The sequence below is a fragment of the Rahnella inusitata genome (genome assembly GCF_018288855.1).
Classification (GTDB): Bacteria; Pseudomonadota; Gammaproteobacteria; order Enterobacterales; family Enterobacteriaceae; genus Rahnella; species Rahnella inusitata.
The window spans coordinates 2349738-2364251 of the sequence record NZ_CP065024.1; the positions used below are offsets into that span (position 1 = coordinate 2349738).

The 14514-nt window shown below is 53.8% G+C and carries 10 protein-coding genes; 3 read left to right on the top strand and 7 right to left on the bottom strand.

Annotated elements, in window-relative coordinates; translation table 11 throughout:
• Positions 1 to 84: 84 nt before the first annotated feature.
• The gene (xylR, locus tag I2123_RS11065) at positions 85 to 1272 is read left to right on the top strand and encodes a D-xylose utilization transcriptional activator XylR (RefSeq protein WP_112168139.1); all 1188 of its coding nucleotides are present in this window, start codon (positions 85 to 87) and stop codon (positions 1270 to 1272) included.
• Positions 1273 to 1328: 56 nt separating this feature from the next.
• Here xylR and I2123_RS11070 read toward each other — a convergent pair whose 3' ends face one another.
• The 4 genes from I2123_RS11070 to I2123_RS11085 form a co-directional block, all read right to left on the bottom strand.
• Positions 1329 to 2753 (bottom strand): CBM96 family carbohydrate-binding protein, encoded by a 1425-nt coding sequence (locus I2123_RS11070; protein WP_213052444.1) that lies wholly within the window; start codon positions 2751 to 2753, stop codon positions 1329 to 1331.
• 357 nt (positions 2754 to 3110) lie between these two features.
• Positions 3111 to 5435: an alpha-xylosidase gene (gene yicI, locus I2123_RS11075; protein ID WP_213050439.1), complete on the bottom strand. Its 2325-nt coding sequence runs from the start codon at positions 5433 to 5435 to the stop codon at positions 3111 to 3113.
• Between the two features lie 103 nt (positions 5436 to 5538).
• A complete protein-coding gene (locus I2123_RS11080; protein WP_112168136.1) occupies positions 5539 to 6906 on the bottom strand; it encodes a glycoside-pentoside-hexuronide family transporter in 1368 nt (455 codons plus the stop codon).
• A 181-nt stretch (positions 6907 to 7087) separates the two neighbouring features.
• Positions 7088 to 8161: a sugar ABC transporter substrate-binding protein gene (locus I2123_RS11085; RefSeq protein WP_213050440.1), complete on the bottom strand. Its 1074-nt coding sequence runs from the start codon at positions 8159 to 8161 to the stop codon at positions 7088 to 7090.
• 297 nt (positions 8162 to 8458) lie between these two features.
• Between I2123_RS11085 and I2123_RS11090 the strand changes: the two genes are divergently transcribed.
• Entirely contained in the window at positions 8459 to 9610 is a 1152-nt protein-coding gene (locus tag I2123_RS11090) for a PQQ-dependent sugar dehydrogenase (protein WP_213050441.1), read from the top strand.
• A gap of 88 nt (positions 9611 to 9698) precedes the next feature.
• Here I2123_RS11090 and I2123_RS11095 read toward each other — a convergent pair whose 3' ends face one another.
• The 3 genes from I2123_RS11095 to I2123_RS11105 form a co-directional block, all read right to left on the bottom strand.
• The gene (locus I2123_RS11095; RefSeq protein WP_112168133.1) at positions 9699 to 10319 is read right to left on the bottom strand and encodes a glutathione S-transferase family protein; all 621 of its coding nucleotides are present in this window, start codon (positions 10317 to 10319) and stop codon (positions 9699 to 9701) included.
• Positions 10320 to 10466: 147 nt separating this feature from the next.
• Entirely contained in the window at positions 10467 to 11750 is a 1284-nt protein-coding gene (locus I2123_RS11100) for an MFS transporter (protein WP_112168132.1), read from the bottom strand.
• Positions 11747 to 13180 carry a M20 family metallopeptidase gene (locus I2123_RS11105; RefSeq protein WP_213050442.1) on the bottom strand — a complete coding sequence of 478 codons (1434 nt, stop codon included), beginning with the start codon at positions 13178 to 13180 and terminating at the stop codon, positions 11747 to 11749. The genes I2123_RS11100 and I2123_RS11105 overlap by 4 nt, the downstream gene beginning before the upstream one ends.
• A gap of 156 nt (positions 13181 to 13336) precedes the next feature.
• Between I2123_RS11105 and I2123_RS11110 the strand changes: the two genes are divergently transcribed.
• Positions 13337 to 14260 carry a LysR family transcriptional regulator gene (locus tag I2123_RS11110; protein WP_213050443.1) on the top strand — a complete coding sequence of 308 codons (924 nt, stop codon included), beginning with the start codon at positions 13337 to 13339 and terminating at the stop codon, positions 14258 to 14260.
• Positions 14261 to 14514: the final 254 nt, after the last annotated feature.

The window sequence follows — 14514 nt, forward strand, 5'->3', positions numbered from 1 at the left end:
TGATATTGAGCAACGCAATTAGCCTTGTTCTTCCGTGTGGAGGAACAAGGCTTTCGTTAATGGGATCATCGGTGAGAAACAGGCATGTTTGAAAAACGCTACAGGATTACGCTGCTCTTTAACGCTAATAAAGTCTACGACCGTCAGGTGGTGGAAGGCGTGGGTGAGTATTTGCAGGCCTCACAAAGTGACTGGGATATCTTCATTGAAGAGGATTTTCGCTGTCGCATAGATAACATTAAGGACTGGCTGGGCGACGGCGTTATCGCTGATTTTGACGATCGTGAAATCGAAACCCTGCTTAAAGATCTCAAAGTGCCCATTGTCGGCGTCGGGGGTTCCTATCATCGCGAAGAAGATTATCCGCCGGTTCACTACATCGCCACCGACAACGTTGCGCTGGTGGAAGCGGCCTTTATGCATCTGAAAGAAAAGGGCATTAACCGTTTCGCTTTTTACGGTTTACCCGACACCGGCGGAAAACGCTGGGCGCAGGAGCGTGAGCACGCGTTCAGAACGCTGGTGGCTTCCGAGCAGTATCAGGGCGTGGTGTATCAGGGGATGGAAACCGCGCCGGAGAACTGGCAGCACGCTCAAAACCGGCTGGCCGATTGGGTACAAACCCTGCCGCAGCAAACGGGGATTATTGCGGTGACCGACGCCCGCGCCCGTCACTTATTACAGGTCTGCGAACATCTCAATATTCCTGTACCCGAAAAACTCAGCGTGATCGGGATTGATAATGAGGAGCTCACCCGCTATTTGTCGCGCGTGGCGTTATCTTCGGTGGTGCAGGGGACGCGTCAGATGGGCTATCGCGCGGCGAAGTTGCTGCATCAGTTGCTCGATCAGCGCGATTTGCCCTTGCAGCGTATTTTAGTGCCGCCGGTGAAAGTGGTGGAGCGCCGGTCTACCGATTTCCGCTCGTTGCGGGACCCGGCAGTGATCCAGGCGATGCATTACATCCGCTACCACGCGTGTAAAGGTATCAAGGTGGAACAGGTGCTGGATGCCATTGGCATGTCGCGTTCTAATCTCGAGAAGCGTTTTAAGGATGAAACCGGACAAACCATTCACGGTGTGATCCACGAAGAAAAACTCGACCGTGCCCGTAATCTGCTGGCGGCGACGTCGATTTCGATAAATGAGATCTCACAAATGTGTGGTTATCCGTCACTGCAATATTTCTACTCGGTATTCAGAAAAGGCTATGAAATGACGCCAAAAGAGTATCGCAGTATTCACGGTGAAGGGGTCTATCAGGAGAGTTAAGGTGCGCCGTCAGTGTTGAAGAAATGCCCTGCTCAGAATTGAGCAGGGCAAACCGGTTAAGGTTCGACGACCTCCTTATAACCAATCAGCATCAGTGTCGGGTTTTTTCCGCTTTCTTTGGAATTGATGGAGAGGGTACGGCCATTACGTTCGCCGCCAACATAATAAGCGACTTCCGTTTTACCGGCGGCAATGGCAGCACGAACCGCTTTATCGACATCGACATAACGGAATTGCTGGACGTTATCCATATACATACTGCCATCGGCGGTGTATTTAAATGCCGGTTTGTTATTCCAGGTGACCGTATTTTCATCCCATGCACCGGGATCCGTTGGATAGAAGTAAATTGTAACTGCAGCAGTGTCAGAGATATTACCGTCGAAGACACGGATTTTATATTTGAAATCGACACCCGGATAGTCATCCATATTGGCAGGAAGCGCGGGTATTTTAAATTTCATTAATGCTAGTGTCTGTTTATTTTGGTCGCGACCCGGTGTGTTCCAGTTATCTTGCACCAGTAACGTTTTTGCATCACCAAAGTTTTTATTGCTGTCAGTCTGGTCGCTGACATAGGTATCGGCTTCGACATCTGAATAGCTGTAAGGGATGTTAGTACCGCAATCCATTGAGTAATTCATACAGCGGTCAGCCATGAATTTAGTGGCGTCATCCGACCAGCCATTCATGAAATCACCGTGAGCGGTATAAATGCTCCCCCAAAGTGTCGTCAGCTTTCCATCAATCGTTTTCGGGTCCAGGGAAAGTTTGATTTTGCTGACATCGAGTGAGGTAATGTTTGTCAGCACATAGGCGATATTCATATTCACCTTCGCCAGTTTAACCGGATGATCTGCCGGACACTGGCCGTTGCTGTTGCTGTAAACCGCATTCTTCGTCCCTTTAGCGGCCAGATTTACACCATCCCAGCAGTCGGGGAACATCACGCCGATATTGAACTGAACGGCGTCGCCTGCTGCACGCAGGCCGCAGATCTGGTCGGCGGTATTGGTATAACCAGTCCCGTTAGCGCACAGGAAAGTGACGTGAGGATTCGCCGTTGTCCCTCTATGGTCGCCCGCCAGTAACTGTAAACCGTAGGGATAAGGGGTGATGGGATACTGCAATACGTTATCGGCCTGATAATAGTTTTTGATATACGTCGGGTTCACGATGGTGCCATCGGGCAGCATCATGGTAGGCACCCAGTAGGCAGTGCTGTCGGCGGCGTTATCGCAAGTGGTTTTCGGATGGAGTTTCAGGCTTTCCGCCGTTGAATAGGCATCAGCAGAACGGTTACCGACAAAATCATGAGACATCGCCATCCCCGGCATTCCGGGCATTAGAATAGCGTCGTCAGGTTTCATATGACTGAAGTTACAGTCAACGTTTATTTGCGCATCAGCCGCCATCGCGGCCTGAGGTATCAGTGCGAATGATCCTGTTAACAGGGCTAAAGCACACAAGGTATATTTCATGCTGAATATCCTTCAGATAATCTTATGGGAAAGGCTGCGAATGTATGTGTGAAATAAAATCTCATCACCATTCAATATTAAGTTGCTATCCCGTTAATGAAATGTTTCATCGTCCTGTGGTGGAGTACAGGACAGCAAGGTTAATTTCATATCCGGTGAGCTTGTTTAATATTATTTATGGGCATTGATTATTATTTGATAAATATTCTGAGAGACACTCACATTCATCTAATTTAAATTTGTGAGTTATTTTATGGTGAGAAAAGGCGGGAAACAGCGCGGAGTTTAGGAACATAAAAAAGCCCCGGCGCTGGATAACGCCGGGGCAGGGTAAGATTATTAGTAAAAAGCTGAATTTTATAACGTGATGGTGTACTGATTGTGACCGTATTCCGGCGTAATGACAGTACCTTGCTCGTTCTTTGAGGCAGTTGCCAGTGAGCAATTCTTCACGCTGTGAATGTTACGCAGGCACAACGCCCAGTCCGTTGCTTTTCCTTCGGTGGTCAGCGTTAAGGTGTCACCGCTGCGATGAACATTCAGGGTAAAGACCACATTGCCTTGCAGATCGGTAATCTGACTTTCGGCAATAGCACCGTCTTCCAGCTCAAACAGATGGAACTGCGGACGTTCGCTGTAATCGTAATCCGGTTTCTGATCGTTGCAGCCCAGTGCCAGCAGGGTGTTCGGACGCACATACAGCGGCAGGCTGTCGAAGCCATGTTGCTGACGGTGCCAGCGGGAACCTTCCGCCACCTCGTTGTTGAGCAGATGCGTCCAGCGGCCCTGCGGCAGATAGAAATCGACATTCCCTTCTTCGCTGAATACCGGCGCAACCAGCACGTTATCACCGAGCATGTACTGACGATCCAGATAGTCACAAGCCGGATCTTCCGGGAACTCGAGCATCATGGCGCGCATCACTGGCGTACCGTGGCTGGCGGCCTGCGCCGACGCAGGATAGAGGTACGGCATCAGGCGGCATTTAAGCTGTGTGAACTGACGTACCACGTCGCAGGCTTCATCGTCGTAAACCCAGGGCACACGATAGGATTTGCTGCCATGCAGGCGGCTATGGCTTGAGAGCAGCCCGAAAGCGCACCAGCGTTTATAAATATGTGCCGGTGCAGTGTTTTCGAAACCGCCGATGTCGTGGCTCCAGAATCCAAAACCAGACAGGCCGATGGACAAGCCCCCGCGCAGGCTTTCCGCCATAGATTCGTAGGTAGCGTAACAGTCGCCGCCCCAGTGCACCGGGAATTGCTGAGCGCCCACCGAGGCGGAACGCGCAAACAGAACGGCTTCGGAAGCGCCGAGTTTATCCTGCAACGTTTCATACACCAGTTTGTTGTACACGAATGCATAGTGGTTGTGCATTTTCTGTGGGTCGCATCCGTCGTGCCAGACCACGTCAGTCGGAATACGCTCGCCGAAGTCGGTTTTAAAGCAATCGACGCCCATATCCACCAGACGTTTCAGGTGTCCGGCATACCACGCGCTGGCCTCCGGATTGGTGAAATCAACGATACCCATGCCCGCCTGCCATTTGTCCCACTGCCAGACGCGGCCATCAGGGCGTTTGAGCAGGTAGCCTTTCTCTTTACCTTCGTGGAACAGCGGTGATTTCTGGCCGATGTACGGGTTAATCCATACGCAGATTTTCAGGCCGCGCGCTTTCAGACGTTGCAACATACCTTTTGGATCCGGGAAGGTGGCCGGGTCCCATTCGAAATCGCACCACTGGAAAGCTTTCATCCAGAAGCAGTCGAAGTGGAAAACGTGCAGCGGCAGCTGGCGTTCGGCCATGCCGTCGATAAAGCTGTTGACCGTGGCTTCGTCATAATTGGTGGTGAACGACGTGGTCAGCCACAGCCCGAATGACCAGGCGGGCGGCAGCGCAGGGCGGCCGGTCAGACGGGTGTAACGGTCGAGGACTTTTTTCGGCGTCGGGCCATCAATGACGAAATACTCGAGGTATTCGCCTTCCACGCTGAACTGAACTTTGGAGACTTTTTCAGAGCCGACCTCAAAAGATACACATTCCGGATGATTCACCAGCACGCCATAGCCACGGTTAGTCAGGTAGAACGGGATATTTTTATAAGATTGTTCGGTGCTGGTGCCGCCATCGCGGTTCCAGGTTTCGACGGTCTGGCCATTTTTGACCAGCGCGGTAAAACGTTCGCCGAGACCATACACGGTTTCGCCGACGCCCAGATCCAGTCGCTCCATCATGTAGGTTTTCTGGCTGTTGCCGTCCTGCACGTAACCGTTAGATTTCGCCACGCTGCCGGTAATGCGGCGGCCATTGCGCAGGAAATCCAGCGTCCAGTTGTTGCCTTTGGTGACGCGCACCGACAAATCGCCGCTGTGTAATGCAGCAAAGTCGTCGTTGTCTTCAAAATGCAGTTCATGCGTATCAGACTGAATCAACGGATAGTGCGGACCTTTGTCCGTTTCACCGTCGAAGTGCGTAATGCGTACACCAATCACGCCACTTTGCGGCGAGAAGAAACGCAGCGTAAACAGCGGCGAATCCAGCTGACTGGCGCGTTCCGATGCGTCTTTCGGCGCGGCGTAAATCACCATCTCGTTTCCTGATCTTTGCACTTCAAACACCTGTAGCGGGTGAGTGAGCGTCAGGCCGTCCTGGATCAACCAGTTACCATCACTGATTTTCATGTATATCTCCTTTTGCCCTGCATCCTTTGCACTGACTCTGCGTTATCCCCAGGATTCAGTACAAATGATGCTGGGCCAGTTTCATAAATTCAAAAGACCAAAATCATTTCATAAATTCTTGCTGATTGCGGCGGATGCCTTGCGCGACTTCGTCAATGATGCGGCGCAACAGCGGGGTGCGCAGGATGTAAAAGCGTTTACAGATAATGGCGCTCAGCAGGTAGCAGACCGCCGGAACCAGCGTGAACAGCGCGACAATACTGGTCATGGTGGCGGCGTTTTGCGTGGCGGCACCGGACTGGTAACCGGAACCGGCCAGCATCCAGCCGATCATTGCGCCGGCCAGAGCCAGACCCAGTTTCAGGACGAACAGGGTGCCCGCGAAGCTGATGCCGGTCAGGCGTTTACCATCATTCCATTCGCCGTAATCGACGGTGTCGGACATCATCACCCATTGGATTGGCGTGACGAGTTGATGCAGAACGCCGATAACGAAGATAAAGATGAACATCAGTACGCTGCCATTCACCGGCAGGAAGAACATGCACAGGCTGAGGGCGGCCAGAATGGCGTTGGTCCACCAGAAGACGCTGACTTTGCATTTCCAGTCGGTCAGCGGTTTTGCCAGCGCACTGCCGAACAGGTTGCCAACGGAGTACACGCCGAGGAACCAGGCGAAAAGCACCGGATTACCCAGAATATAGGTGACGTAATACATCATCGCGCCGCCGCGAACGGCGACAGCCATAATATTGAGAATGGTCAGCAGGCCGACGATGCGCCACTGGTCGTTATGCCAGATATCACGCAAGTCTTCACGCATGGTGCCGGTAGGTTTGCCCGGATCGATTCGTTCTTTGGTGGTGGCAAAGCAAATCGCCAGCATCACCGCCGCGACAATCGCCAGCACGGCGATCCCGCCCTGATAGCCAAGCGCCTGATTGCCCTTCCCGATGAAGTTCACCAGCGGCATCATCAGCACGGTACTCAGCATGCCGCCCGCGGTGGCCAGCACGAAGCGGTAGGATTGCAGGGAGATGCGCTGTTCCGGATTGTTGGTGATCACCCCGCCGAGAGCGCAGTACGGGATGTTGACCACGGTGTACATCAGGGTCAGCAGCGTATAGGTAATGGCGGCGTAAATCATTTTGCCGGTCATGCTCAGTTCCGGCGTGGTGTAGGTGAACACGCAGACAATGCCGAACGGAATGGCGCCAAACAGCACGTAAGGACGGAATTTACCCCAGCGGGTCCGGGTCCGGTCAGCGAGTAATCCCATGCACGGGTCAGAGATAGCATCCAGTGCGCGCGCCAGAAGGAACATCGTGCCCACGTAGCCGGCAGGGATGCCAAAAATATCGGTGTAGAAAAACATCATGTACAACATGACATTATCAAAAATGATATGACTGGCGGCATCGCCTAATCCATAACCAATCTTTTCCTTGACTGAAAGGATTTCTGTACTCATTGCTTCATTGTCCGTATGAAAAGGGAGAGTACTTTTTTATAGGTTGGCGGCGGGAAGGGCTATTGAGATTTTTGCTTCTGAATTTATGTTTCTTTATTTCTGTGATCGCAGTGGGCAAAAGGGTGAAAGTTGAGCGCAAAAAACGATGAAAAAACCTCCCGTTTCCGGGAGGTTCAGAAAATTACTTTTTGTACTTCGCTTCCAGCGTGGCAAACCACGGTGCGGTGAAATCTTCAGATTTTCCCCAGCCTGGAATAATTTTGCTCAAACCGGTCACGTTGATGCCATCCGGCTGGCTGAGCAGCAGGGACTGCGGGATGGTCTGCGCCGGGAACTCATAGGTCGCAGGGGTTTTCTCGCCGGCAATTTTCAGCGCCACAATGCGCAGGTTCACCGCACCGATCAGCTGCGTATCCACCGCTGCGGTCATCTGCCACGGGCTGCCTTTTTCACGCATCAACTGCAAATCCTGATTCGAGACGTCAATGCTGTAGAGTTTGATTTCAGTACGGCCATTCTCTTTCAGCGCTTTATATGCGCCCTGACTGAAGGCATCCCATGCACCCCAGATAGCGTCGATCTGGCCCTTCGGGTATTTCGCTAAGATCGCACCGACTTTGTTGGCGGTATCGCCCTGCACGTCAGAAGAGACCGCACCGATAGATTCGAGCTGATGAATGCCAGGATTCTCTTTAAGGATGGCTTCGTAGGTTTTCTGGCGACGTTCCATCGGCGGGAATCCGGCCACCCACAGCTTGACGATATTGGCTTTGCCGTTGAAATCTTTGACGAGCTGCCCGACGGACGCTTTTGCCAGTGACGCGTCGTCCTGACGGGTGACGGTCACGCCCGGAATATTTTCCGGTACTTCGGTATCAAATGCTGACACCGCGATGCCCGCCGCGGCGATACGTTTAACCAGCGCTTCAGAGTACGGACCGCGACCCTGCGAGAGAATGATGCCGTCGTATTTCTGACTGATGGCCTGATTAACGAAATCCTGGAATTTCGCGTCGTCGCCGTTGCTCAGAAATGTATCAACTTTAAAGCCGAGGGCGCGACCCTGTTTGATCGCACCGGCAAGAAACTGGGTAGTGTTATCGTCCGAGCCAAGGTTACGCACAATGGCGATGCGTACCGGACCGTTGTGTTGAGCAATCGCCGCCGGAACAGGCGCTGGCGTGGTATCAGCAGCAAACGCCGGAAGGGCGGAGAACAGGCTGAGTGCCAGCAGGGATGCGGATATTTTTTTCATTATTTAACAACTCCGTCGGTGCGATGTCTGCTTGCGGCAGGGAAAACATCTGGTGTCATTTCGGTATGCAATAAGGCATTCCAGAGTGAGGATGTACAGAAGTCTGTCTGTCCAGACGGCTATTCTGTCGGAGCAGTCTACCGGTATGTTAAGAAGGAGGGAATGCTTTGTTGTTATTATATTTCAGTACGGCGTTATTCCTGTTAGTTATAGATCAGCGCCGCTGTGTGAGCAAAATCAGTCACATGGCCTAGACTAAAAGCACACACCTGAAAAGATGCCACCGGAGGAAGCCCTATGACTTATCCTTTCCGCGACACCTTACTGCCCGTTTTCGCACTAGCTCTGCTGGCCAGTAACGTTTATGCGGCACCGAAAGCACCCATCTCCCCAACGTCAGCGCGTGCGGATGTCACCGAACTTGCCACCGGGCTGGAAAACCCATGGTCGCTGGCGTTTCTGCCGGATAATGGCGGCGCACTGATCACCGAGCGCAGCGGTCAGCTGCGTCTGTGGCAGCCTGACGGTGGATTGTCGCAGCCGCTCAAAGGCGTGCCGCGCGTGTGGGTCGCCGGGCAGGCGGGATTGTGGGATGTGCGCTTATCCCCCGACTTTTCCAAAAACCGCCGCGTGTATCTGACTTTCGCCCAGCCAGGTGAGAAGGGCGAACCTCATGCCGCGCTGGGTTATGGAACGCTTTCGGCGGATAACCAGACACTTGAAGATTTCCACGTTATCTTCGTTCAGCAACCGGCGCTGAGCAGCGGTATCAATCTCGGCGGGCGCATTGCTTTTGATGCTAAGGGCAATATTTTCATGTCCACCGGTGATAATAATCAGCGCATCAACGCACAGCATCTTAACCAGTTGCAGGGCAAGATTTTACGCCTGACGCCGGAGGGGGGCGTGCCGCAGGACAATCCGTTTGTGAAGGATAAGAGTGCTAAACCGGAGGTTTGGACTTACGGCAACCGCAATCCACAAAGTCTGGCGATCAATCCGTGGACCGGCGCCCTGTGGGAAGCTGAGCACGGCCCGCGCGGTGGCGATGAAGTGAATCTGCCGCAGCCGGGCAAAAATTACGGCTGGCCACTGGCGACGTTTGGCATCAATTATTCCGGGCAGCCGATCCCCGAAGCCAAAGGTACTACGCTTGCCGGAGCCGTAGATCCGATTTATTACTGGGAAGTATCACCGGCGCTGAGCGGGATGGCGTTTTACAACGCCGACCGTTTCCCGCAATGGAAGCATTCGCTGTTTATCGGCGCGCTGGCAGGCGAATCGTTAATCCGCCTGACAGTGGACGGCGATAAAGTGACCGGTGAAGAGCGTCTGTTGACCGATCGCAAAGAACGCATTCGGGAAGTGCAGACCGGACCGGACGGTTTTGTGTATGTGCTGACCGATGAGAAAGACGGCAAACTGCTGAAGGTTTCGCCGCAGCAATAAATGAAAAAGGCGGGTCATAAGACCCGCCAGAAATAGATGTGAAAGTGTCAAAACCTGTTTTCACCGGCCTTGATTTCGAGAACACGCCTTAACTCAGCGGGATCATCACTCGTTTCTGGAACGCAGGACGTTGCGTCAGTTGCTGATACCAGCGCTCAATATTCGGGTGCGACTGACGTTTGATATCCAGCGAGTACCAGGAGTAGGCGTAAATCCCCAGCGGAATATCACCGAGCCCGAACTCGTCTCCGGATAGCCATTTCTGCTTCGCCAGCACCGCATCAGCAATCGCCCAATACTTCTCAAACGTTTCCATTCCGCTGGCCACCAGCGCCATATCGCGCTCGGGTTCGGGAATGCGCACCAGCGTCTGATAGACCTGACGATACGGCGTGACCAGCGAATTACTCGCCCAGTCCAGCCATTTATCAGCACTGGCACGCTGCTGCGCGCTGGCTGGCCAGAACTGCTCATTACCCGAACGTTCGGCGAGATAACGCAAAATGGCGTTCGATTCCCACAGGACAAAATCATCTTCCTGCAGGCAAGGCACCAGCCCGTTTGGATTCAGTGAAAGATAAATCGGGTCTTTGTTTTTGCCATACGCGCCGCCCGCGTTGATGACTTCATACACCAGACTCAGTTCATCGAGCATCCACAATACTTTTTTGACGTTAGTCGAGTTTTCACGGCCCCACACGGTGATCATTCAGAACCCCTTGTTTTAAATAGAGAAAGACTGATTGTTGTGATGATGACTGCTTAAGACTATAAGCCAGAGAGAAAATTAAGCGAAGCGAAAAAAGAAACGCTCAGCGACGGCGTGTTGCAGTCACTGAGCGTGATGTCATGTGGGTTAACGCTGAAGTTTCTGCGCTTTAAACAATGACCAGACGCTGAGCAGCGCGACGACCATCAGGTAATAGCCCGGTGCCAGACTGCTGCCGGTGGCGGAAATCAGCAGCGTACAGATGAACGGTGCGAAACCCCCAAATACGGTAACCGCTACGTTGTAACTGATGGCCATGCCGCTGGCGCGGGTGGTTATCGGGAACAGGTCCGCCATCATCGACGGCACGGCGGAGAAATATACCGATTTCAGCAACGCCAGCCAGCTGATAAGCAGCAGCAATGACAGCGCCGAGGTGTATTCGAGCATCAGCCAGAATGCCGGATAGATGGAGACCAGCATCAGCAGCAGCGAGCCCCACATCAGCGGCAGACGGCCCACTTTTTCCGCCCATAACCCCATCAGCGGCGTCACTACCGTCAGGATAATCCCCGCAGACAACGTGGCGGTAAAGCCCGCCGAAGCCGGAAGATGCAGCGTTTTGGTGGCATATGTCGGCACGTAGTTCAGCATGTAGTTAATGGCGGTCGACACTACCATCAGGCCGATGGCGATAAAGAACAGACCTTTCTGCGCCCGCACGATTTCTTTCAGCGGTGACGCCGTTTTTTCAGCGGTGCGGAAGCTTTCGGACTCTTTAATATGGCGGCGGATATATAACCCCACCGGGCCAATCAGCAGACCGAAGATAAACGGAATGCGCCATCCCCAGTCCTGAAGCTGTGTTTCCGTCAGGAGAGCCGATAACCCAAGACCAAACGCCGAGGCCAGCAACGTACTCGCGCCCTGCGTGGCGAACTGCCAGCTGGCGATAAAGGCTTTGCGCTCCGGAAAATGTTCCACCAGAAATGCCGTAGAACTGCCGAATTCACCGCCCGCCGAGAAGCCCTGAATCAGGCGCGCCGCGAGGATAAGCAGCGGCGCCGCCATGCCGATGGTGCCATAAGACGGGGTGATCACAATGATCAGGCCGCCGAGCATCATCAGGCTAATGGACATCAGCAGCGAGGCCTTGCGCCCGTGTTTATCGGCATAGGCTCCCAGCACAATCGCGCCCAGCGGACGGATCAGGAAGGAAACGCCAAAGCTGCCGAAGGTGAGTAACAGCGAAACGGTCGGGTCAGAGGTCGGGAAATAGGCGTGGGCGATATAGCTGGCAAAGAAGCCGTAGATCGCGATATCAAACCATTCCAGCGCGTTACCGATACAGGTAGCGAACAGCGTTTTCATCAGGTTAGGTTTTTCAGCCGTGCTGTTGACCGGTGTTGAAGATGCAGTTATCTGGCTCATTGAACCACTCCGGCTTGCGCGCTTTGGTGTGCGTGATGTTGACCGAGCAGGGCGGAACCCTGTTCGCCGAGATCCCATAACAGATGGGTCATGACAGCCAGCCCTTCGCGGGCTACCGAAATTAGCATATGTTCATTGACGCCGTGCTGGCCGCAGGCCGGATATGAATGCGGCACCCACAGCGTCGGCAGGCCAAGAATGTCGGCGAAGACGTCATTGGGCAGTGAGCCACCGAGGTTCGGTAGCAGCGCCGGTTTTTTGCCGGTGGTTTGCTGCATGATGCCCAGCGCCCAGCCGACCAGCGGATCGGTCGGGTCAAAGCGGGTTGCCGGAGAACCGCGCATGAATTCCACCTCTACCTGCGGGAAGCCACGGGCATCAAGATGCGCGCGCACATGCTTCGCCAGATTTTGCCAGTCGGTGCCCACCACAAAACGCAGCTGGCACACCGCTGTGGCGTGGCCGGGAATGGCGTTCATCGGGCGCTGCGGATTGCCGGTCAGGAATGACAGGACTTCCAGCTGATTCCATGCGTAGAGACGCTCGGTCGGCGTCAGACCGGCTTCGCCCCAGTGTGGGTCTATCTGTGGATCGTTTTCACCACCGCCGACCTCTACGTCGCTGAGGATTTCACGAATCGCCTCGCTGACCGCAGGCGGTTTGAGCGCCGCGACCTGCAACTGACCGTGCTGATTCACCAGACAGGCCAGCGCGTTCGCCAGCTGCGTGCCGGGATTGGTGAGCAGGCCGCCCCAGTTTCCTGAGTGATACGCGTTGTCGCGGGCGTTGACTGTCAGGCGAAAATTCACCGCACCGCGTGAGCCGAGAAACAGCGTCGGGCGAACGGCACTCAGGCGCGGGCCGTCGGAGGCGAGGAAAATATCCGCGCTCAGTTCTTCTTTATAGGTGCGGCACAAATCGGCCAGACCGGGAGAGCTGATCTCTTCGCCCATTTCGAACAGCAGTTTGCAGTTAAAGCCCAGACGCCCGTTGCGTGCTTTGAAGATTTGCTCCAGCGCCGCGAGGTTGATGCTGTGCTGGCCTTTGTTGTCCGCGCTGCCGCGTCCGTACCAGCGGTCGCCTTCTTCTTTCAAGGTCCAGGGGGAAAGATCGCTGCGCCAGTTCTCATCGTCACCGAACACCACGTCGCCGTGGCCGTAACTGAGCACCGTCGGCAGCGCGCTGTCTTCAATGCGAGTCGCAATCAGGAAGGGACGGTTCGCGGCGTGAGGATTATCGACGCTGAGCAGACGAAAGCCCATCGCCGATAAGGCCGGTTTGATCTCTTCATCGAGGTAGCGCGCCAGTTCGGCGTCGCGTGAGATACTCTGGCTTTCGGTAGCAATAGCGACACGGCGCGCCAGAATGCGCTGATATTCACCCTGATCGAACCAGGCTAATGCCTGTTCAACGATATTATCCGCTGTCATGAGGAACCTGCTTATGTTGTGTTTGTCATCTTATTGTTGGTTTTTTTAGCAGTTTCACTCTAAGCGCTGCGTAAGCGTTGCCACAATAATAATAATTGCAACTTAGCGTTGCTTTTAATGTAATGCTTGTCTGCACACTTATGAGGCACGTCCGCCATGCAAAGTACTGAAATTCGTTATTTCCTCGCGGTGGCCAATTCCGGTTCGCTGAGTGCGGCCAGTAAGCAACTTTTTGTCGCGGTTTCCGCCATCAGTCGTCAGATCCAGCGGCTGGAAGAACGTATAGGCGCGCCGCTGTTTGAGCGTCATGCACGCGGCATGGTGCTCAACGATGCCGGACAGATTCTGGAAAACCACGTGCGAAAAAGCATGATGGACATGGAACACGCGATTGCCGAGATTCAGGGGCTGAATGCAGTCCGGCGGACGGTGATCCGTATGGCCTGCACTGACGGACTGGCGTTTGATCTGCTGCCGCAGTTGTTCTCGCGTTTCAGGCTGATCAATCCCGGCGTGATGTTTTATCTCAACGTTGGCACGGCGGTGGAAGTGTCAGAGATGATCCACAGCGGCGAAGTGGAACTGGCATTGCAGTTCAGTCTGGTCGCCGAACGCGGCGTTGATGTCATGGCGTCCTTTCCGGCGCCGGTGCGCATGGTCATGCGACAGGATCATCCGCTGGCTGAAGGCGATTTACAGCTCACCGATCTGCATCCTTATCCGCTGGCAATGAATGAGCAGGGCAGCACTATCCGCCAGCTATTCGATTTATCCTGCCGGATGAGCGGCATCTTCCTCGAGCCTGCCGTCAGCTGTAACCGGTTCTCGACGTTGTATGATTTTATGGTGCAAACGCCGGGGGCGATTGTGGCGTGCAGCCATTTCTCGATTCTGTATAAAGCACGGCGCGACGACCTGCGGGTAAAATCGGTTAACATCGAGCAGCTCAGCCAGCGGACGTTGCAGTTGCAGACGCCGGCGGGCAAAAGGCGTTCGGTGGCGCTGAGTGAATTTATCGATTTTATCCGCGATGAGGTCAGCCGCGAGAGTGAGGCCTTTATCCGTGATTTTGCGGTCTGATGTGCGAAACTTCGCGCAAAATCGTTGAGGTCGCGTTGGGGGTAAGGCGCTTATTGTTATAGATATTTCTTATGTATTCTGGAGTTGGATGGGTGTTTATCAATATGATGAAGCAGGCTTCAGCGCGGATTTTTTCACCAGCGCGTTTCGCGCAAGCATCAGAAAATTCACCTATTCTTAAGATCTTTACACTATTTAGGTTTATTCCCAACCCGGAAAGCAGTAGTTTTTACACCTGCAGACTTGCACAATCT